Raw genomic sequence first — 19,699 nt, forward strand, 5'->3', positions numbered from 1 at the left:
GGGCGCCTCGTCCGGGGCCGGTGCTGGGTCAACCCCTTTATGGCCGCGCCCAGTTGGCCGGACCGTTCGGAATCAGGGCCGCGGCTTCCTGAAGTGTTCGATCAGACGTGAGTAGCTGTCGTCGGCGTGACCGTCCGCCAGCGCCCGCTCCACGAGGCTGAGCGTGTAGCCGGGGAATACGGTGTCGATGTGCCGCGCCCTGCTTTCGCGGACCAGGTCCTCGACGGAGGGCCGGTGGTGCTGGAGCGACCCGAACTTCGTCGCGTACGTGCCGCGATCCACCTCGTCGGCGAGCACCGGGAGGGATCCCAGAAGTGCGGCGACGGACGGCCCGGCGTCATCCAGGAACCGCTTCACCTCGATGCCCTCGCTGGTCAACAGGGCGGCGGCGTGCAGGAATCCGTTGAGTGTGCCCCACATGGTGCCGTGCACGGCCATCCCGTACAGCGTCGGTGCGCCGGCGTCCGCCGAGACCAGGGCGCTCCGGCCGCCGAGCAGCCCGATCGTCGGCCGCCAGCGGTCGAACACCGCGCCGGAGCCGCCGTAGAAGATCACCGTGTCCGCGCCTCCGATGCCCGGAGCGATCGTCATGATCTGCCCATGGAGGTACCGCGCGCCCTGGCCCTCGACCCACTCCGCCACGGCCCTGGCCTCTTCCGATGTCCCGTCCGTGAGGTTGACCACGGCGCGGCCCGCCAGCACGTCCCCCGCCGTTTCCAGAACCTCGCGCGCCGCGGCATTGCCCTGCACGCTGACGACCACGAGCGGGCTCGCTGCGACGGCGTCCCGTACGGTCCCGGTCCGCACGGCTCCCCCGGCGACCACGGGGTCGGTCTTCTCCGGCGTACGGTTCCACACTGTGGTGCGGTGCCCGCCGGCCAGGAAGGCGCCCGCGAGGGCTGATCCCATCTCGCCCAGGCCGATCACGGTCACGTTCGGCCGGGCATCGGTGTTCTGCGAGGCAGTCGTCATCAATCGCCCTCTCTCCGGTTGTGGCGGCCCAGCCCCCGACCGGTGCCGCCACCGTTTCTGCGGTGGAACAACACGCTAGAAACCCAACCGCGGTTGAGGTCAAGCGAGACTTCGGCCGCCGTTCCGCCCGCCCGCCCCGGCACTCACCTGGACGGCTCCGGCGCGATCTCCTGGATCAGGTCCTCGACCATGGCCTTGATCTCGTCACGAATGGGCCGCACCGCCGCGACTCCCTGCCCGGCCGGGTCCTCCAGCTGCCAGTCGAGGTAGCGCTTGCCGGGGAAGACCGGGCAGGTATCGCCGCACCCCATCGTGATGCAGACGTCCGACTCCTTGACGGCGTCGACGGTGAGGACCTTCGGCGTCTCGGCGGAGATGTCGATGCCGACTTCCGCCATGGCCTCGACGGCCGCGGGGTTGACCGCTTCGCCGGGGTCGGATCCGGCGGAGCGGACCTCCACGCGGTCCCCCGCGAGGTGGGTCAGCCACGCGGCGGCCATCTGGGAACGGCCGGCGTTGTGGACACAGACGAAGAGCACAGAGGGCTTCTCGGACATCAGGAGGTCTCCCTTGCCTCACGAACGAATCAAACGAATCAAACGAATCAGATGCAAGTGATATCAGTTTCTACTGGCATCAGTAGCCAATGATGTGAAAGTATCAGCCCATGATGACGTCAGTCGACACTGAACTGATCCGGGTGCTGGGCGATCCGCTCCGGCTCCGGATCGTGACCCTGCTCGCCCGCGAGACGCTGTGCACCACCCACCTGGTCGAGGAGACGGGTGCCAGACAGACCAACCTCTCCAACCACCTGAGAGTGCTGCGGGAGGCCGGCGTCGTGGAGACGGAACCGTGCGGCCGCTTCACCTACTACAAGCTCCGCCCCGACGTCATCGCCCAGCTCGCGGGCCAGTTCGCCGAGCTGGCCGAGTCCGCCCGTACCGCATCCGAGAACAAGAGGGCCTGTCCGTGACGGCCGCGCAAGCACCCGCGACGGCCACCGATACGCCGGTCGTCCGGAAGCTGTCGACGCTCGACCGCTTCCTCGCCGTCTGGATCCTCCTGGCCATGGCCCTCGGCCTCGGCCTGGGACGGCTCATACCCGGCCTGAACGACGCACTGGCGAAGGTGGAGATCGGCGGCATCTCCCTGCCCATCGCGGTCGGGCTGCTGATCATGATGTACCCGGTCCTGGCCAAGGTCCGCTACGACAAGCTCGACGCCGTCACCGGCGACCGCAAGCTCATGATCTCCTCGCTGGTCATCAACTGGATCATCGGCCCGGCCATCATGTTCGCGCTGGCCTGGATCTTCCTTCCCGACCTGCCCGAGTACCGCACGGGCCTGATCATCGTCGGCCTGGCCCGCTGCATCGCGATGGTCATCATCTGGAACGACCTCGCCTGCGGCGACCGCGAAGCCGCCGCCGTCCTCGTCGCCCTCAACTCCGTCTTCCAGGTCATCGCGTTCGGCCTGCTCGGCTGGCTCTACCTCGACCTGCTGCCCGGCTGGCTCGGCCTGGGTGATGGACAGAGCCTCGACATCTCGATGTGGAAGATCGCGCTGAACGTCGTCATCTTCCTCGGTGTGCCCCTGGTCGCCGGCTTCCTCACCCGCCGCATCGGCGAGAAGAGGATGGGCCGCGAATCGTACGAGGCCGGATTCCTGCCGAAGATCGGCCCCTGGGCGCTCTACGGCCTGCTCTTCACGGTCGTCATCCTCTTCGCGCTCCAGGGAAAAACGATCACATCCCAGCCGCTGGACGTCGTCCGCATCGCGCTGCCGTTGCTCGTGTACTTCGCGATCATGTTCGTCGGCACCTTCTTCCTCGGCAAGGCGATCGGTCTCGCCTACGACCGCACCGCGACCCTCGCGTTCACCGCCGCGGGGAACAACTTCGAACTCGCCATCGCGGTCGCCATCGCCACCTTCGGCGTCACCTCCGGCCAGGCGCTCTCCGGCGTGGTCGGGCCGCTGATCGAGGTCCCGGTCCTGATCGCTCTGGTGTACGTGTCCCTTGCCTGGCGCAAGAAGTTCACCCCGGCCCCCTTGGGTTCATGACACGGCACACGCGGGTGGTGGTGATCGGCGGCGGCCAGGCAGGACTCGCCGCCGGTTACCACCTGCGCCGCCGGGGCCTGGACTTCGTCATCCTCGACGCCCAGGCGCGGGCGGGCGGCGCCTGGCAGCATGCGTGGGACTCACTGCACCTGTTCTCCCCGGCCGCCTTCTCGTCCCTGCCCGGCCGCCTCATGCCGCACCAGCCGGGCGAGACGTATCCCGATGCCGCACATGTGGTGGAGTACCTGCGCGACTACGAGCAGCGGTACGAACTCCCCCTCCACCGCCCGGTACGCGTGCGCGGTGTGCACAGGAATGCCGAACACCTGCGGGTCGAGACCGATTCGGGAACGTGGCGCGCCGACGCGGTCGTCAGCGCCACCGGTACCTGGTGGCGCCCCTTCCTGCCCGCCGTACCGGGCCACGCGGTGTTCCGGGGCCGACAGGCGCATACCGTGCGGTACCGCGGCCCCGAGGAGTTCGCCGGGCAGCGTGTCGTCGTGGTCGGCGGCGGCAACTCCGGTGCGCAGATCGCCGCCGACCTCGCCCCGCACACGCGGCTGACCTGGGTGACCCGGCACCCGCCCCGCTACCTCGCCGACGAGATCGACGGCCGTGCGCTGTTCGATGCCGCCACCGCCCGCCGCCGCGCACTCGACGCGGGTACGGGCGACACCGGAGGAGTGGCCTCACTCGGCGACATCGTGACGGTTCCACCCGTACGCGAGGCCCGGGATGCCGGGTTGCTCAAGGCGCGGCCCATGTTCACCCGCCTCACGCCGGACAGCGTCCAATGGGCCGACGGCACACGCACCGAAGCCGACGCGGTCATCTGGTGCACCGGCTTCCGTCCGGCCCTCTCCCACCTCGCGCCCCTCGGGCTGCGTGGACCGCGCGGCCACATTCCGACGTACGGCACTCGCGCCGCGGACGAACCACGCCTGCACCTGCTGGGATACGGCGACTGGACCGGACCGGCCTCAGCCACCCTGATCGGCGTCGGCCGGCCGGCCCGTGACGCGGCTCGCGAGATCGCCGAGCTGCTGGGGACGTAGGACGGGAGCAGCCTTCGCGGCGGGGCACGCACAAGGGCACGGGGGGCAAGGCCGACGACCGCGGCAGCCGACGGGCGGCGGTACAAGGCAGGCGACTGCGGCCCTGAGCCGTCAACGGCCCCTGGAGCCCCAGCGGTTGGCTTCGAAGCCGCATGTCCGGGCCACCGCGCACCCCAGTGCCACCACCACGACCACGCCGGGCACCGCCGCCAGCGCGACGAGGGCTCCGTGGAAAAGGAGGAGCGGACCCGCTACGAGCCCCGCGACGAGAATCCCCAGCACGAATACGCCCACCCAGCGGTCGTCGTCCTCGGTCCAGCCCTGGACGCGCAGCCCGGCGAGTATCAGCACCATGAGCCAGAACTCGGTGCCGAACAGCCACCCGAACTCCCCGGTGCTCGCCCGGACCATTTGCGCGTCGACGTACGAAACCATCACCGCCAGAGGGCCGACGACGGCCGACTTCCCGGCCGCCGCGAGCACCGAAGCCGATGTCGGAACGCGTCCCGCCACGGACCGGCCCCCGCCCTCCTCCGACAGTCCGCCCTCCCCCGACGGTACGTCGTCCCTGTCATCCCTCTCCGTCACCTGGCTTCCTCCCCGCGATGGCAGCTCTCCGGTGTCTGTGACGCACCGATCCTGACAGGTGCCACTGACAGGTGCTCCGGCAGGCGCTCCGATTGACCTCAACCGTGGTTCACGTATGAGGCTGCTCTTCAGGCGGCGTTGGCCGCGTCCGGAACGAATCATGCCGATCGAGGAGCGCTCGTGATGACGGAGACAGTGACCCAGTGGATCAGGCGGCACGCCCACCCGCTCACCACTCTGGACCCACAGGCACCCTTGACCGATCTCTCGCCTCTGGCCGACCTCATCGGAGACGCCAAGGTCGTCGCCATCGGCGCCTCGACCCGCCAGGCCCACGAACTGGCCGCTCTTGCGCACAGGACCGTCCGGCTCCTCGTCGAGGACCTGGGGTTCCGTTCACTGGCCTTGGAGGGCGACGACGCGGCGAGGGTCGGACTCGGTGAGTACATCAGAAGCGGTACGGGAAACCCGGAGGCATCGCTGTCCGGGGCACGGTCGTTCTGGCGGACCGAGGAGATGCTCGACCTCGTCCGATGGATGCGCTCCTACAACCGACGCAACCCCGATGACCAGGTCCGGTTCACCGAGGGCGTCGGCAGCTCCCGGACACGAACGCCCCAGCGCCAGCCGCAGTCCCAGTCGCAGCCACAGCCACAGCCACAGCCACAGCCAGACGATCGCGCCGAAATCGACCGGAACTTGGCCGAGAGTGTGATGCGGTGGCACGAACGCTCCGGCGACAAAATCGTCTACTTGGGCGGCCTCGCCCATACCGCCAACGGCGACTCGCGCACCACCTACCCCACGTCGCCGCCGATGACGCACCGGAACGCGGGCAGTCATATGCGCGAACACTTCGGATCGGGTTACCTGAGCGTCGGCCTGACATTCCACCACGGCATGGCGCCTTACCCCATTCCCGCTCCACCCGCGGAGTTCGCCGACGCGGTCCTGGGCAGCGCCGGTCTGGATGCCTATGCCCTGGACCTGCACGGTGACGGCCCCGCCGCCGTACGGGCGTGGCTCGACGCCCCGGCCAGGACGCGCGTGATCGGTCCCGCCTACGACCCGGCCGACAACGCCGCCTACCGTCTTTCCGGTGGGTCGTTGGCCGACTGGTTCGACGTCATCCTCCACTCCCGAGTGGTCACCCCGGTCCGCCTCCTTGAGTAGGGCGGCACCGGTACGCGGCGGCGCACGGCCGGGACCCATGTGACATTTCAGGGGCGGAGGGCGTTGATGATGAGGTCGGCGAAGGTGTCGGCGTACTCCCCCACACGCTCCGGGGCGAGTGGCGCGTCCGTGAAGAGCCGCTCGGTCAGCTCCCGGCTCGCGAACATGGCTCCACCGCCGGAGGTGATCATGTAGAAGATCACCTCGGGCGGTACCGGCCTGATCTCGCCGCGCTCGACCAGGTCGTCGCGCAGCGGGAGGAAGCGGTCGATGATCGGCGTGACGTAGGTGTCGGTGATGTAGTCGAGCCGGTCGCTGGACTGGCCGCCCTCGATGTTCATCAGACGCTGGAGTTCGGGGTGCTGGGCGGTGAACCGGACGAAGGTCCGCACGAAGGAGTGGAGGCGTGCCAGGGAGTCGGCCGATTCGTCGTCGGAGCTGAGGAGTTGCGCGACCAGGTGGCCGAAGCCCCAGTCCACGGCGGCGCGCCAGACGGCTTCCTTCGAGCCGAAGCGCTGGTGGAGCAGGTTGTGACTCACACCGAGTTCGCGGTTGAGCGTGCGTATCGACACCCCGTCGAAGCCGTACGTGGCGAAGGCGCGCAACGCGGCCCGGAGGACCTCGCCCTCGGGGGCGGGGGCCTCGTCCTTGCGCGGGCGGCCCCGGGGACGCACTGCCTTGACCATGGCCTCATCGTACGGGCGTGCGCTCCGGGACCGGAAAGCGTGATCGTCCGGCATTCCGGCGGTGCCGGCCGGCCCGGGCATCAGTCGATCTCGATCACGATCTTCCCCTTGGCGCGGCCGCTCTCGGAGTACTCATGGGCCTCGGCCATCGCCGACAGGGGGTAGGTGCGGTCGATGACCGCCTGGACAGTGCCCTTCTCGGAGAGCTCGGCGAGAAGTTCCAGGGCCGCGCGGTCGGAACGGAACAGGCTCCAGGCATAGGCGCGGCGGTGCCGTTTCTGAGCGCGCCGGTGGCGCAGGAGGGTGCGGACCGCCTCGGTGCCCCCTCGCAGCAGCCCCTTGGTGTCGACCAGGCGCATCAGGGGGTGGACGAGCGTGGCGTATCCCGCGCCGGGCCCGGGGCGCAGGATGGATATCATCTTGGCCTCCTCGGACTGGTCTGCCAGGCAGACCGCGAAGTCGTACCGGTCCAGGTGCCGGGTGAAGTCCTGGGTGCGGTAGTCGAAGACCTCGTCCGCGCCCAGGCGGCGGCAGAGGTCGACGCCCTGCGGGCCGGCCGTGACGGCGACATGGGCGCCGAGGGCTTTGCACACCTGCAAGGTGACGACGCCCGTACCGCCGGTGCCGCCCTGCAGGAAGACCCTCCGGCCGGCCGCGCTCTCGGCCCGGAAACCCGCGTCGGTGAGCGCGGCCCAGGCGGACAGGAACGCGTAGGGCAGGGCCGCGGCCTCGGCGAAGGAGAGCGAGGCGGGCTTGCGTACCACCTCGGCGGCCTCGACCAGGCAGTACTGGGCGTACGTACCCCGGATGGAGGGCTTCTTCGCACCGAACACCGCGTCCCCCACCCGCAGTCCGCTCACACCCGCGCCGAGTGCCACGACCTCTCCGGAGACGTCGCTGCCGAGGATCTGCGGGAAACCGCCGATGCCGCTGAGGCGCAGGAGTGAGCGACCGTAGCCGCCACGCCTGCGGCAGTCGATCGGGTTGACCGATGTGGCCCGCTGGCGCACCAGGACCTCTCCCTTGCCCGGTGGACGCGGGGCGGGCGCGGCTCCGTACCCGAGGACCTCCCGGGCAGGTCCGAACCGGCTGTTCTGGACTGCTTGCATGGCTCTCTCTCATGGTGGGTTCGCGTCACCCGGATTCCGGTGGGGCCGCCGTCGATTCAGCGCGCGACGCGGGGGTTGGTTCAGCGCGTGACGCGGGGGATGCTTCGTCGGCGCTTGGCTCAGCGCCTGGCTCGGCGCCTGGCTCAGTGTTTTCCGAAGTACATGAGCTCCCACAGGGCCGGTGCGCCGACGCTGTCGCCCTCGCGGCCGGGCGTGAGGCGCTCGACGGTGACCTGGCCGGTGAAACGCAGATAGGCGCCGTTGAATCCGGCGAGCCGGGCCAGGACCCGCTCGGGGCCGTTCAAGGACTCGATCATGCGGTCCTGCACGATGGTGTTCTCGCGCCGGAAGGTGACCCTGAAGCGTTCGCCGCCCTCGGCGGTGGCGTCGTAGTCGTACACGACGGTGTTCGCGACGGGCTTCCCGGTCACCGGGTCGGGCTGCTCGTCGGACTTGGTGAACCGCACCAGCCGGCCCTGGTCGGCCAGGATCCTGCCGTCCTTGGCGAGCATGAAGATGGGGACCTCGGCCGATCCGTACTTCTTCGCGGCGGTGATGTACGAGGCGATCACGGTGTAGTCGCCCACCTCTGCCCGCGCCCAGTACCAGTGGTGCATGAGGCGGGCCATCTCCGCGTCGCCCCAGTTGTGGTCGTGGTAGCCCGTGCCCGTAAGGGTCTCGGTGACACCGTCGATGGTGAGAGTGGCCTCCACCGTGCCCTGCGGTACAGCGGGCAGCCATGCGAAGTACTTCTGATGCTCCTCGCCGAACACGATGTGCCCGGTCTTCGGCCGCCAGGAGGGCAGCTGTCCGGTGAGGGTGACGTCGGCGACGACGCCCTCGATCTCCGCGTGGATGCGGTAGGCGTGCAGGTCACCGGAGAACGTGTTGCGGCCGATGCGGACGTCGCACCGGTCGGTGGCGAAGTCGTGGTCGTCCGGATGGGCCGGTGACGTCCGCTCCAGGTGGGTGCCGTCCGGGCGGTCGAGTTCGATGGTGATCACCGGCGCAGGCGGCTGATCGACACCCTTGCCGACCCGGAAGTCCTTGACCATGAAGTTGATCACCAGGGTGGATCCGTCGTCGAGCACGGAGTCGAAGTACCACCACTCGAAGGTGCCGGGGCCGCCGGGGCGGGAGCGGAAGCCGTCCTCCCAGGGCGCGATGTCGGCCCTGGCAATCCCCAGCCGCTGATAGTCGGCCGCTTCATCGGCCATGCCGCACACCTCGGGTCGGGACATCGTCCTCGCCTCGCTTTCCTCGGAAGTCTCGCGATCAGCCCTCCTCCATCAAATATAGACACATGACAATTAAAATCAAGTCGCGTCGTCCTGCTCGGTTCCGCACTCGGCTCGGACAACCACGCCTACGGCGTGACCCGGGCCGAGGACACCTCGGGCGGTTTCGACGGTCCGACGACCACCTCGGTGACCGACGGCCTCACGGGACACCACCGACACCGCCGCGCAAGAGGCGACGGTGCGCGTGACAGTGGGCTGACGCCCAGGCTCCGGGCTACCCGGCGCAGCCGTCGGGCGTTCCGGCGGCTGCGCCGGGCTCCGCCCGCGGCTCGTCGAGGTGAAGCCAGAGGTAGCGGTGACGCCGGACAGCCGCTATTTCCTCAAGCACGGCAAGCACCCCCAGCGCCCCAAACACCCCAAGCACCCCGAGCGGACCCGTTGGGCAAGGGCCCACGCGCCGGCGCATGGGCCTCGGGGCGGGCTCGTTCATCGAGGCGCCACAAGTGGGCGCAGCGGGGTGTCCCGGAGCTTGTCGACGAGGGGCGCGGTGCGGCGGGCCGCGAGTGTCAGGGGCCAGGCGAGGCCGGCTCCGACGAGCAGGCCGAGGACGACGTCGTGGGGGTAGTGCGCGCCGACCCACACGCGGGACAGCGCCATCAGCAGCGCGGCGGGCAGGGCGACGGCTCCCAGGCGCCGGTGGGTGAGCCAGATGGCCACAGCTGTCGCGGCGGCGATGGCGGCGTGGTTGCTGGGCAAGGACCAGTCCCCCAAGGGGGGACATGCCTCCAGCGTGACGGTGTGCAGGGTCCGGCAGGGCCGTTGCTCACGGACCAGCGACTTGATCACGGTGTCCGCGGCGAACGCCACGACCACGATGACGGGGGCGGCCAGTGCCGTCGCGGTCCGTGGCGAGGTGGCGGACCGCGCGCGCCACCAGGACACCAGCATGAGTACGGCGAACAGTGCGAGGCCGTACGTGGACCAGGCCGAGATCAGGGAGTCCAGCCAGGCCGGTGCGTGCTGGGCGAGGTCGGTGATGGACGTGTACAGGCTTCCGTCGACGGAGGTGCCGTCCAGGGCGAGCGATGTCAACGCGAACCCCCTTCGGGTGCACGGCGGGTGCGCAGCACCTCGACGGCCAGCGGGATGAGGGAGATGACCACGACGAGGGCCACGATCGGCAGCAGGTAGCGGTCGACGTTGGGGACCGAGGAGCCCAGTGCGTATCCGGCGAGCACGAGACCGACGGTCCAGATGAGCCCGCCGACGACCTGCCAGAGCGTGAAGAGGCGAGCGGGTACGTTCAGGGCTCCGGCCAGTGGGTTGAGCACGGTGCGCACGACCGGGACGAAGCGAGCCAGCACGATCGCTCTGGCATGGCCGTACCGGTTCAGAAGTTGCTCGGCCCGGTCGGCGCCTTTGTGGAGTTTGGGGCTGCGGCTGCGGGCCAGCAGCGCCCCGCCGCCGCGCCGGCCGATCCAGTAGCCCGCCTGGGCCCCCAGTAGCGCCCCGGCCACTGCCGCGATGAGGACCTGGGCGAGCGAGAGGTGCACCGGGCCGTGTGCGGCGGGCACGCACAGCAGGCCCGCGGTGAACAGCAGCGAGTCGCCGGGCAGGAAGAAGCCGACCAGGAGCCCGGTCTCGGCGAAAAGGACGACCGCGATACCGAGTGCGCCGAACGCGGAGAGCAGCGACCCCGCGTCGAGGAAGTTCACGGCCTGTGGTGCTGCCGCGAGAACGGATACGGCCATAGGAGGCTGCTCCCATAATGGTGGGTGGGGCCGGCCTGGGTGACGACCCGATTGACTACAGTGACGTAGACGGTCTACTTCACTGTAGACGAAGGATGCGGGAGGAGCGTTCCCATGAGTGACACGAACGCGGAGCGGCGACCGGCCGGCGAGCTGGAAGCCACTGTGCTGGCGACCTTGTGGGCTGCCGACGGTCCGCTGACCCCGGCCCAGGTGCAGGGCGCGCTGGGCGTGTCGCTGGCGCGTACCACCGTGACGACCATCCTCTCGCGCCTGCATGAGAAGGATGCGGTGACGCGCGTGCGCTCCGGTCGCGGTTACGCCTACACCCCGACCGAGGACGCCGCGGGCCTGACCGCCCGGCGCATGCATGCGGAGCTGGAGAAGGAGGTCGACCGCGACGCGGTGCTGACCCGCTTCGTCTCCCGGCTCAGCGATGACGACGAACGGCTGCTGCGCTCCCTCCTCGACGGAGGTTCCGCATGATCTACCTGGTGTGGGTGCCGCTGCTCGTGCCCTTCCTCGCCGGCCCGGCAGGCCGACGGCTCGTGTCCTGCGTTCCCCCGAGGCAGGCAGCCTGGCTGCTCACCCTCACGACGGCGGGCCTCGCCGCCGGCAGTACGGCGTCTCTCGCCCTGCTCGTCATTCCCGGTGCCACCCACGTACACGCCGTCGCCGCTCTCGGCGACCTGCTCACCCCACTCACGACCGGCTCGCCCGACACGGTCGTGGCGATGGGCACGGTCGCGGCGGCGCTGCTGGCGTGGTGCACGACCGTACTGGTGCGCGGGCTGCACCGACGCCGGGCTCAGCTGCGTCGGGCGAGGCGGTTGGCGGCCTGCGCGGACGGCGAGCTTGTCGTACTGAAGGACGACAGCCCGGACGCGTACGCGCTGCCCGGCCGGCCGGGCAGGATCGTGGTGACCACCGGCATGCTGCGCGCCCTCTCCGCCGCCGAACGCGAGGCTCTGTTCGCTCACGAACGTGCCCATCTGAGCGGACGTCACCACCTCTTCGTGGCGGTGGCCGAACTGGCCGCTCTCTGTCATCCCGGCCTGCGCAGCCTGCGTGAGCCGCTCGGCTACGCGCTGGAGCGCAGCGCGGATGAGGCCGCCGCCGAAGCCGTCGGCGACCGCCGCCTGGCGGCTCGGGCGATCGGCCGGGCCGCCCTGGCCACCCGCGCCGCCCAGTCACCCGGCGCGGGACGTCCCGGCTTCGCGATGGCCGCGACGACCGGTCCCGTGCCACGCCGCGTCGCCGCCCTGCTCGACCACGGAGCGCACGGCGCGCACCCGCGGCGCACGACCAACCGCTTCCTCGCGGCTGCCCTGCTGGCGTGCCTGGCGCTCTCGGCGGCCTCGGCCCTGGAAGCCGCCACCGACCTGCACACCAGCATCGAAATCGCGCAGGGCGAGAGCCCCCGGGACTGAGCTCCGCGTCAGGTACGGCTCGCGGCAGTCAGGAAAAGTTCCTGAAAGCCCTGCCGGCGTGCGGCGTCATGACAACCCAGCACGCATGACGTCGGGGCGCACTGCCGGCACCGGCGGATGTGAACCGGCTGCCGGTCGGAGGCACCGGTCACAGGCACCGGTCAGAGACAGGGGAGTTGGACTGGCGCGGTGAGCGAGCGGCGCGGCTATGGCACCGATACCACCGACGGGCGGTGGGCGCTGATCGAGCCGGTGATCACTGTGTGGGAGGCGGCCCGGGAAATGAGGTGAAGCGTCCTGGTCACCCGCGCACCGCCTTCGCCCGCCGGTCCCGGGAGAACCCAGACCTCACCGACTATCGACCGCAGGATCATGGACCTTCGAGCGGCTCATGAGTGACGGCCCGCCGACCAGCAACGTTGTGGACGGCCGCAGGCCGGGCGGGCGACTTCACGTCGTTCGGGCCAGCCTCTGCAGGCTTGTGGCGTACCGGCGCGCCACGGCCTGCTGAAGCAGGCGTCCGCCGGGGCCCAGCGCCTTCGTGTACCAAGCCGAGGGCCGGCTGATGGCGACGATGGTGAACTCGGTGGAGTTGTCCGGCAGGCGTTCCAGAACGAACGCTTCTTCACCGCACTCGGGGTGTCCGGTGAGCGTCCCGTAGGCGAACCCGGTCCGATGCTTCTCGTTGACGGTCCACACAACCTGGCACGGCGCCCTGAGCGGCCCTGCGCGCAACAGCACCCGTACGCCGGGCGCGGCATGCGGAGTGTCGTCCGAGACACGGATCAAGGGAGTGGCCCGGTGCATCCCCCACCCGAAGAGCGCCTCGGCGGCACGGTCGTACGTGCCGAGCCCCAGGGACGTACGGAGCCGCAGCACGTGGAAGCCCGGGGGTGCCGGTCCGCTCTTCGCCGTCATGCCCACGTCGGAATAGGTCAGATCGCGCATGCGCCCCATCATGCCCCGCTGCCACAGGGGAGTGTCCTGACAGCCCCGTGCCGGACGCACCATGCGACCGAGGGCCGGGGAAGAATTCCCCGGCCCTCGGCGGTCGAACCCGGTCGGCCCCTCAGACGCCGGCGGACACCATCGCCATCGCGCAGGCGAACAGACCGCAGCCGAGCACTACCCCGGCGCAGATCCTTGCGGTCCTGAGGCCGGGCAGACGCCTGGCCCGCCCGACCGCCAGGACCACCGGCGCCGCGACGAAGGGCAGCGCAGCCGCCGCCAGCATCGCGAGGCCCCAGCCGAGCGAGGCCGTGGCGCCTTCCGGCATCTCGGCCCGGCCCAGAGCGCTCAGCGTGTGCTGTGCGCCGTTGAACCCGAGCGGCAGCGCCGCGAGGAGGCCCGGCAGGAACGCCAGGCAGATCGCTGCCACCGCACCGGCGGTGCGGTCCAGCAGACCTGTTGTATTCGCTTGCATGTCAGCCCCTTACCAACGCGGCGCGTACCAACTGATGTTGGAGGCGAAAAGGCCCCACATCAGCTTGGCGAAGACATTGTTCGCCTTGGCACACGGCTTCTTCTTGTTGCACCAGGTGTTGTTCGGTCCCCACGCCTTGACGTTGAGCTGGAGGAAACCGTACTTCTTGCCGAACCAGAACTTGATCTTCTTGTCCTTGCCTTCGACGTGCCCCTTCAGCGACTTGAACTGCCAGTACGTCTTGCCCAGGTGGGTGACCTTGACCGGCCCCTTGCCGTAGGCCAGGTTGCAGCGCTCGCCCAGACTGAGCGTGGCACCGCAGCCGGTCAGCGGAAAGACCCAGAAGTGCGTGCGGATCCACTTGAAGACCGTCTTGGCGGAACTGCCGAAGAGGCCGAGGCTGTACGAAGCCCCGTACGAGTATGCACCGCTCAGGTCGAGGCAGGAGACGGGGTTGCCGCGGCAGTACTCATAGCTGTTGTCGTTGCCTCCCTGAACCGGGTCGACGGAGAGGAAACGCCCGCCGCTCGGGTCGTAGAGGCGGACCCCCATGAGGGTGACGCCACTCGGAGTACCGCTGTCCCGCTGGTAGGCGCCGAGCCATCCGTAAGTCGTCGCGGAGGTCCCGTCGAGCGGTTTGCCGTATTCGTCGTACCGCTGCACGGTGAGCGGGACCGCCTGGTTCAGCGGGAGTTGGATCGAGATGTCCCCGTGCAGGTTCGCGAGTTGCAGAACCGTGTCACCGGTGCCGGAGGTGGCGGCGGCCAGCTGGCCGTCCGGACCGGCGACGGACCGGGTGATGCCGCCTCCGGACGACTTGGTCCAGGAGGGCGTGTCCTCCTCGCCGCCGAAGTGGCTGACAACGCTCCCGGAGGAAATCCAGGTTCCGCTCCCGTCCTTGGTCTCCTCGGCCGACCGCGCGAGCCGGCCCGCGGCGTCCAGCGACCAGACGGTGCGCTGCGAGCCGACGGTCTCGCTGCGCACGAGGTCGTTGACGTGGTAGGTCAGGGTGTCTTCACCGCGGGTGGTGGTACGCCCGAAGGCGTCGTACGCGATGCCCGTGCCGATCAGCCGGTCACCGCTGTCGTAGCCGGAGGAGACCTTCGTGCTGGTGGTGTCGGCGGTGGCGCTGTCGCAGTCGTCCGACGTCGTCGTCAGGCCGGTGCGGTTGCTGTTCGCGTCGAAGGCGTAGGCGCGGGTGGTGCAGCCGCCGGCCGTGGTGTCGGTCGCCGTGGCCAGCCGCCCGGTGGCGTCATAGGTGAAGGCGGTCTCGGTGGTGGCGCCGTCGGTCTGGGTGTGCTGGAACTGCTCGCCCAGGGCCGTGGTGCCCGCCACGTCCGAGAGGACGGTGTTGCCCGCACCGTCCGTGTACTCCTTTCCGGTCTGGATGCCGGCGGTGTCGGTCGTGACCGTGAGGGTGTAGCCGCCGGGCAGCGTCTGGGTGACGATCCGGCCGTCGGCGTCGTAGACGGCCCCGAAGGTGCCCGCGACCGAATCGTCGACGGTCTTGACCCGGCCGGCGCCGTCATAGGTGTAGGTGGTGGCGGACGGAGCTGAGTCGGTGACCCGTACCGGCCGGTCGAGGACGTCGTACGCGGTGGTCGTCGTGTTGCCCGCCCCGTCGTCGTACGAGACGGGACGCCCGAGGGCGTCGTATCCGTAGCGGATGGTCTGGCCGCCCGCGGACCGGGTGGCCGGCTGCCCGGTGGCCGGGTCGTAGGTGTACGTGGTGTCCGCCACTGCCTCGCCGGCGCCGCCCGTGACCGAGGACTTGACGGTGCGGCCCGCGGCGTCCGTGGCGACGGTGGTGACACGGCTGCTGCCGTTGGCCGTCTCGGTCCTGGTCGCGAGCTGCCCCGCCCGGCCGTAGGTGAAGCCGGTGGTGATCAGCTCGGAAGGGTTGCCCCCGCCCCCGGTGACGGAGGCCGCGGGAGCGGTGCGGCAGAGCATGCCCGCCCACTCCGGACGGCCGGCACAGGCGCCAGTGCCGCCCGCGGTGTAGTACGTGTAGACCAGCGTGCCCGCGTCCGAGCCGTTGGACCCGGCCGTCCGGGTGCTCGCCACCCGGCCCTTGGCGTCGTACGTCGTACGGGCGACAGGCGCGGTGGGGCTGGTTCCGGTTGCTCCCTCCTTGCCGGACAGGACTTGTCCGGTGGACCAGTCGTAACTGACGGAAGCGGTCTGGATGTCCGCGTCCTTCGGGTAACCCTCGACGGTGGCGCCGGAGGCGGTGGTGGTCACCTGGCCCGACACCTTGGCGTCACCGGGACGGTTCTCGTCGTAGACGTAGCTGTTGTGGGACCGGGCCGGGACGACGGAGCCCGCCGGAATCGTGGCGTCGGAGGTGGCGCCGGTCAGTTCCCTTCCCAGGGTGACCAGGTGAAGCGGACCGTATTCGTCCAGCGTCCGCTGTCCGTCGGCCGAGTACACCGTCGTCGAGGCGAGCCGTTCGGCCCGCTCGGCGCTGGTCAGATCGGACAGGCCGAGTGACGTGGCCTTGGCGTCGTCGGCCCGGAGGGCGACGGCGCGGTTGCCCGCGGTCAGTTCGGCGACCGTGTTGCCGTGGGCGTCGTACTCGGTCGTGGTGATCGAGCCGCCGGGGGCCGCGGTGTTGGTCTCGTCCCCGTTGGCGTTGATGTACGTGACGGTGGCCGCGTCGTAGGCGCTCGCGCCCAGGTCGACGCCTGTGCTGGAGGCCGGGGCCGAGCCGGGCGGGAAGACCGCGGTGGCGTCGGTGGGCGCCTCGTCCTGGGCCCAGGTGGCGACCGTGGCCCTGTTCATCTGGTGGGGCGCCTTGGATCCGGACAGCGGGACGTCGTAGACGACCGTGGTCGCGGCCGTGCCGGCCGTGGTGGTGGCTGTTCCCTCGGCGAGACCCGGGCGGGACGCCTTGAGCAGCATGCCCGAGCCCGCCGTGAGAGCGGATCCGGCCTTGCCGTAGGTGAAGGTCCACGGCAAGGCGCCGCCCTCGGTGAGGGTGGCGAGCCTGCCGTCGGCGTCATAGGTGTAGGAGGTCTTCAGCGCGGCGCCGATCCTCGGGTCCCACACCTCGCGCAGCCGGCCGGTGGTGTCGTAGGCGTAGCGGGAGATGATCTCCGGCGTGGCCTTGTCCGCTCCGGGCGCGGTGGCCCACAGGCGGACGGTCTGCACCCGATTCTGCTGGTCGCCCAGGGCCCCGGTGGCCGCGGTGGTCGTGGTGGCGTAGACGAACTCCACGACGCGGCAGCCCCGCTGCGCGGGATCGGCCTGGCACTGCGCGGCAGTGACACCCTCGGTCGGTGAGATCACGTACTTCGGGCGGACGAGCTTCTGACTGCCGCTCGTGGTCGTCTCGGAGACGAACGTGAGTTGCGTGTCGTCCACCGCGGACGCGCTGGACGCCAGCGGCCACGTGGTGGTGCCTGCGGCCTTGGTGAAGACCGCGACGTTGGCCTGGCTGTCCTTCAGCGTGAACGACGTGCCGGTGAGCGATCCCGTGAGCGTGAGCGACTCATATCCGGTCTGGGCAGCCCAGCCGCCCTTCGGGACCGCGGTGAAGGCGATGGCCGCACCGTCGGCGTCCAGGATCTCCACCGAGGTGTCCGACGTCCTGCGGAGCTGGGTGAACTCGCTGCTCTCCTCCCCGCTGACGGACGAGGCCCAGCCGGGGCCGAAGATCTCGGCCTGGCCCTCGGTGTCCGTGCTGTTGGTCCGCGAGGAGAAAGTGCGCTGCACCTGGACGGAGAACGCCGAGGCGTCCGGCTCCGTCAGGGAGAAGTCACCGGTGAGCAGGTTGACTTCACCGATGCCGACCGAGCCCGTCGGTGCGGTGCCCGCGTCCCGGTCGAGGGTGACGCCGGTGGTTTGCGAGTGACCGGTGGTGGTGCCATTGGTGAATGCGGCCCGCAGTTCGACGACTCCGTCCTCCGCGAGGGTGGACACCACGTTCCACACCAGCTCGGTGGCGTTGCCGCCGGTGACCTTCACCGGCCAGGCGGTGACGGCGCTCCCCGAGGCGGTGACGTCGGCCGCCGGGACGGTGTGCCAGGTGTCCTCCTCGCCGCGACGGTACTCCCAGGTCACACCCGTGTACGTGGAGAGTCCCTTGGCTGCGAGAGTGACCCGGCGTGCGGTCTCCGTCCCGTCGGCGGGAGAGATGACGGCCGCTCCGTCCTCGCCCACGCCGAACGCGTACGCGGTGACCGCGGTCGAGAGGTTGCCTCCGGAGTCGACGGTCCTGGCGTACAGCGTGTGCCAGCCGTCTGCCGGGTCGATGGTGATGTCGGCAGCGTCGCCGCCGGTGCCGTTGGTGGTGTCCAGCTTCTTGTGCGGGACGGCCGGGTCGTCCAGGCCCCACCAGTAACCGGCGCCGTCGGTGGAGTCGGTGTCCAGAGTGCAGCTGACGCCCGAATCGGCTTTGGCCGTCCAGCCGTTCTCCTCGTAGGTGTCGCAGGAGATGCTCGGCGCGGCAGGTTTGGCCGTGTTCAGGATGAAGGTGCTGTAGCCGGTCCACGCGCCGTAGTCGACTCCGTCGTGGGCGCGGGCCCGGTAGCGCAGGTGTGCACCGGCCGGGAAGGGGGTGGTCGCCGGGATGGTGAGCTTCGCCGTCGAGCCGGAGGCCACCTCGGGCGACGTGCCCGTATAGGTGTAGGTGGTGTCCGCGTAGGCGGGGTCCGGCGTGACCTCGAACTGCGCCTTGGTCTTCGACCCGTCCGGGTCCGTCACGGCGGCGGCGAGGACCGGGGTGAGAGACGTGACGTAGCGCTTGCCGTTGTAGCTGTTCAGCGCGGACGGCGAGACGGACGTACCGGTCGGGGTGGCCGGGTACGAGTTGTACGTCACTGTGAGGTGCGGCTCGGTGGAGCCGTCGCCGGAGACGTAGTTGGCCGAGCGGAACCGCCGCCACGTGTACGAGTCGGACTCGTCCGCTCCGGCGATTCGGAGACCGTGGTTGGCGGAGCCGGCGGCCCATGCCTGGACGATCGCGTCAATGTCGAAGTTGACGTTCCCGGCCGGGCAGCCGGCGTTGTAGCCCAGCGCCGCCTTGCTGGTGACCGCGCCATCGGCCGTGGTGGCCGGCTGGACGGCCCAGGTGATGTCGGAGGACGCCCAGGTGGAGGTGACCCGTCGTACCTGCGTACCCGCTCCGGTGGTCGCGCAGGTCGAGGAGTAGTACGAGTACAGCGCCAGGTTGGTGTCGGTGATGTGCTTGCCCTTGAACGCGGCCACATCGAACTTCACGTACGAACGCGCCTTGGTGGTGCCCGCGTCGTAGGTGCCCGATTTCAGCTCGGTCGACGAGACCTGCGAGTCGGGGTAGTTGGTGGCCACCCAGGTGTCCGTGCTCGCCGCGAGGGTCGAGGTCGGGTCCACGACGACCGGGTAGCTGAGGTCCTGGTCGAAGTAGTCGGCGTCCGGGGTCAGCACGAGGCTCTGGGAGCCGTCGGCGGCGGTCTCGACCTCTGTGTCCACCTGTGCCAGATGCCTCGACTCACCCGAGGCGGGGTTCGTGGAGGAGTCCCACATCATCGGCGCCGGAGCCTCGGCGACCAGCTTGCCGTCGGTGTCCTTGAGCAGCAGGCGTCCGGAGTCGGACTCGGTGAGCTTCAGTCCGCCCAGCTTGACGGGTATTCGGTACTCGACCGGGCTGGACGGGGCCTCGTCCAGGACCACGTTCTGTGAGAAACCCTGCGAGAGGGCCGTCACGGTGAGCGTCTGGCCGTCGCCCAGGTCGTACGCCGCGGTGTCGCCCTTCACCTCGGGGGCGGGAAGCGTTTCCTGCCAGCCCATGCTGAAAAAATGGTCACCGCGGGCCACCGACGCCAACACCTTGTCGCCGCCGTCCGACACCGTCACATCGGCGGCCGCGACCTTCGGCTCCAGGGAGGGGCCGACGTCGGAGAGCGAGGTGTCGATGTCGCGCCACGTGCCCTCCACCTTCGCCCGGACCGGGCCCGCGTACAGCGACGTCTCAAGTTCGCCACTGGGCAGGGCGTAGGTCGTGGTGGTCTCCGTCCGCTCCGGGATCACCTCGATCCTACGGTTCTGCAGCCTGGCCATGACCAGGGCCGCGGCCACCGAGTCGGCCGACGATGCCTTCGTCGTACTCGCCGGTGCCGCCGTCGCGCCGGCGGGCTGACCGGCCGTCACAGCGGTACCGGCGGCGAAGGCCGTACCCGACCCGAGCGACGCAAGAGCTGTCTGGGCAGCCAGGACGGTTGCCAGGCC

17 protein-coding genes are annotated in these 19,699 nt (G+C 70.0%); 6 read left to right on the forward strand and 11 right to left on the reverse strand.

The genetic code is table 11. From position 1 onward, the window contains the following. Positions 1 to 72: 72 nt before the first annotated feature. Positions 73 to 972: an NAD(P)-dependent oxidoreductase gene (locus tag OG413_RS34245; protein ID WP_266812356.1), complete on the reverse strand. Its 900-nt coding sequence runs from the start codon at positions 970 to 972 to the stop codon at positions 73 to 75. A 143-nt stretch (positions 973 to 1,115) separates the two neighbouring features. Next, the gene (locus tag OG413_RS34250) at positions 1,116 to 1,529 is read right to left on the reverse strand and encodes an arsenate reductase ArsC (protein ID WP_266812358.1); all 414 of its coding nucleotides are present in this window, start codon (positions 1,527 to 1,529) and stop codon (positions 1,116 to 1,118) included. Between the two features lie 110 nt (positions 1,530 to 1,639). On the opposite strand from OG413_RS34250, the gene OG413_RS34255 reads away from it, so the two are divergent. Genes OG413_RS34255 through OG413_RS34265 form a run of 3 tightly spaced genes read left to right on the forward strand, consistent with a single transcriptional unit; the run spans position 1,640 to position 4,091 of the window. After that, positions 1,640 to 1,948, forward strand: coding sequence for a helix-turn-helix transcriptional regulator (locus tag OG413_RS34255; protein WP_266812360.1), 309 nt, complete (start codon positions 1,640 to 1,642; stop codon positions 1,946 to 1,948). Beyond that, positions 1,945 to 3,036 carry an ACR3 family arsenite efflux transporter gene (arsB, locus tag OG413_RS34260; protein ID WP_266812362.1) on the forward strand — a complete coding sequence of 364 codons (1,092 nt, stop codon included), beginning with the start codon at positions 1,945 to 1,947 and terminating at the stop codon, positions 3,034 to 3,036. Before OG413_RS34255 ends, arsB begins: the two co-directional genes overlap by 4 nt. Beyond that, positions 3,033 to 4,091 (forward strand): ArsO family NAD(P)H-dependent flavin-containing monooxygenase, encoded by a 1,059-nt coding sequence (locus OG413_RS34265; protein WP_266812364.1) that lies wholly within the window; start codon positions 3,033 to 3,035, stop codon positions 4,089 to 4,091. The genes arsB and OG413_RS34265 overlap by 4 nt, the downstream gene beginning before the upstream one ends. A 111-nt stretch (positions 4,092 to 4,202) precedes the next feature. Here the strand turns inward: OG413_RS34265 and OG413_RS34270 are convergent, their stop codons facing one another. Continuing rightward, positions 4,203 to 4,679, reverse strand: a complete 477-nt coding sequence (locus tag OG413_RS34270; RefSeq protein ID WP_266812366.1) for a hypothetical protein — start codon at positions 4,677 to 4,679, stop codon at positions 4,203 to 4,205. A 183-nt stretch (positions 4,680 to 4,862) separates the two neighbouring features. Between OG413_RS34270 and OG413_RS34275 the strand changes: the two genes are divergently transcribed. After that, entirely contained in the window at positions 4,863 to 5,852 is a 990-nt protein-coding gene (locus OG413_RS34275; protein ID WP_266812368.1) for an erythromycin esterase family protein, read from the forward strand. Positions 5,853 to 5,899: 47 nt separating this feature from the next. Here OG413_RS34275 and OG413_RS34280 read toward each other — a convergent pair whose 3' ends face one another. The 5 genes from OG413_RS34280 to OG413_RS34300 all read right to left on the reverse strand — a co-directional run bounded on the left by OG413_RS34280 (position 5,900) and on the right by OG413_RS34300 (position 10,639). Continuing rightward, positions 5,900 to 6,538, reverse strand: a complete 639-nt coding sequence (locus OG413_RS34280) for a TetR/AcrR family transcriptional regulator (protein ID WP_266812370.1) — start codon at positions 6,536 to 6,538, stop codon at positions 5,900 to 5,902. 80 nt (positions 6,539 to 6,618) lie between these two features. Continuing rightward, entirely contained in the window at positions 6,619 to 7,647 is a 1,029-nt protein-coding gene (locus tag OG413_RS34285; RefSeq protein WP_266812372.1) for a zinc-binding dehydrogenase, read from the reverse strand. A gap of 143 nt (positions 7,648 to 7,790) precedes the next feature. Then, on the reverse strand, positions 7,791 to 8,864 hold the full coding sequence (locus OG413_RS34290; RefSeq protein WP_266812374.1) for a lipocalin-like domain-containing protein: 1,074 nt from the start codon (positions 8,862 to 8,864) through the stop codon (positions 7,791 to 7,793). Positions 8,865 to 9,374: 510 nt separating this feature from the next. Continuing rightward, entirely contained in the window at positions 9,375 to 9,980 is a 606-nt protein-coding gene (locus OG413_RS34295; RefSeq protein WP_266812376.1) for a phosphatase PAP2 family protein, read from the reverse strand. Further along, the gene (locus tag OG413_RS34300; protein WP_266812377.1) at positions 9,977 to 10,639 is read right to left on the reverse strand and encodes a DedA family protein; all 663 of its coding nucleotides are present in this window, start codon (positions 10,637 to 10,639) and stop codon (positions 9,977 to 9,979) included. The genes OG413_RS34295 and OG413_RS34300 overlap by 4 nt, the downstream gene beginning before the upstream one ends. A 114-nt stretch (positions 10,640 to 10,753) precedes the next feature. Between OG413_RS34300 and OG413_RS34305 the strand changes: the two genes are divergently transcribed. Together OG413_RS34305 and OG413_RS34310 are read left to right on the forward strand one after the other, a co-directional pair. After that, positions 10,754 to 11,125 (forward strand): BlaI/MecI/CopY family transcriptional regulator, encoded by a 372-nt coding sequence (locus tag OG413_RS34305; RefSeq protein WP_266812379.1) that lies wholly within the window; start codon positions 10,754 to 10,756, stop codon positions 11,123 to 11,125. Beyond that, positions 11,122 to 12,069: a M56 family metallopeptidase gene (locus OG413_RS34310; RefSeq protein ID WP_266812380.1), complete on the forward strand. Its 948-nt coding sequence runs from the start codon at positions 11,122 to 11,124 to the stop codon at positions 12,067 to 12,069. The genes OG413_RS34305 and OG413_RS34310 overlap by 4 nt, the downstream gene beginning before the upstream one ends. Before the next feature lie 450 nt (positions 12,070 to 12,519). Here OG413_RS34310 and OG413_RS34315 read toward each other — a convergent pair whose 3' ends face one another. The 3 genes from OG413_RS34315 to OG413_RS34325 all read right to left on the reverse strand — a co-directional run bounded on the left by OG413_RS34315 (position 12,520) and on the right by OG413_RS34325 (position 19,621). Then, entirely contained in the window at positions 12,520 to 13,017 is a 498-nt protein-coding gene (locus OG413_RS34315) for a DUF1990 family protein (RefSeq protein WP_266812381.1), read from the reverse strand. A 121-nt stretch (positions 13,018 to 13,138) separates the two neighbouring features. Next, positions 13,139 to 13,492: a hypothetical protein gene (locus OG413_RS34320; protein WP_266812383.1), complete on the reverse strand. Its 354-nt coding sequence runs from the start codon at positions 13,490 to 13,492 to the stop codon at positions 13,139 to 13,141. Between the two features lie 9 nt (positions 13,493 to 13,501). Beyond that, positions 13,502 to 19,621, reverse strand: a complete 6,120-nt coding sequence (locus OG413_RS34325; protein WP_266812385.1) for a DNRLRE domain-containing protein — start codon at positions 19,619 to 19,621, stop codon at positions 13,502 to 13,504. Between the last annotated feature and the right edge of the window lie 78 nt (positions 19,622 to 19,699).

Source organism: Streptomyces sp. NBC_01433 (genome assembly GCF_026340105.1).
GTDB lineage: Bacteria > Actinomycetota > Actinomycetes > Streptomycetales > Streptomycetaceae > Streptomyces.

Bases quoted from the DNA above. Each gene is read 5' to 3' on its own strand.
- OG413_RS34245 (WP_266812356.1), bottom strand. From the start codon at position 972: ATGACGACTGCCTCGCAGAACACCGATGCCCGGCCGAACGTGACCGTG.
- OG413_RS34250 (WP_266812358.1), bottom strand. From the start codon at position 1,529: ATGTCCGAGAAGCCCTCTGTGCTCTTCGTCTGTGTCCACAACGCCGGC.
- OG413_RS34255 (WP_266812360.1), top strand. From the start codon at position 1,640: ATGATGACGTCAGTCGACACTGAACTGATCCGGGTGCTGGGCGATCCG.
- OG413_RS34265 (WP_266812364.1), top strand. From the start codon at position 3,033: ATGACACGGCACACGCGGGTGGTGGTGATCGGCGGCGGCCAGGCAGGA.
- OG413_RS34275 (WP_266812368.1), top strand. From the start codon at position 4,863: ATGACGGAGACAGTGACCCAGTGGATCAGGCGGCACGCCCACCCGCTC.
- OG413_RS34280 (WP_266812370.1), bottom strand. From the start codon at position 6,538: ATGGTCAAGGCAGTGCGTCCCCGGGGCCGCCCGCGCAAGGACGAGGCC.
- OG413_RS34285 (WP_266812372.1), bottom strand. From the start codon at position 7,647: ATGCAAGCAGTCCAGAACAGCCGGTTCGGACCTGCCCGGGAGGTCCTC.
- OG413_RS34290 (WP_266812374.1), bottom strand. From the start codon at position 8,864: ATGGCCGATGAAGCGGCCGACTATCAGCGGCTGGGGATTGCCAGGGCC.
- OG413_RS34300 (WP_266812377.1), bottom strand. From the start codon at position 10,639: ATGGCCGTATCCGTTCTCGCGGCAGCACCACAGGCCGTGAACTTCCTC.
- OG413_RS34305 (WP_266812379.1), top strand. From the start codon at position 10,754: ATGAGTGACACGAACGCGGAGCGGCGACCGGCCGGCGAGCTGGAAGCC.
- OG413_RS34310 (WP_266812380.1), top strand. From the start codon at position 11,122: ATGATCTACCTGGTGTGGGTGCCGCTGCTCGTGCCCTTCCTCGCCGGC.
- OG413_RS34315 (WP_266812381.1), bottom strand. From the start codon at position 13,017: ATGCGCGATCTGACCTATTCCGACGTGGGCATGACGGCGAAGAGCGGA.
- OG413_RS34320 (WP_266812383.1), bottom strand. From the start codon at position 13,492: ATGCAAGCGAATACAACAGGTCTGCTGGACCGCACCGCCGGTGCGGTG.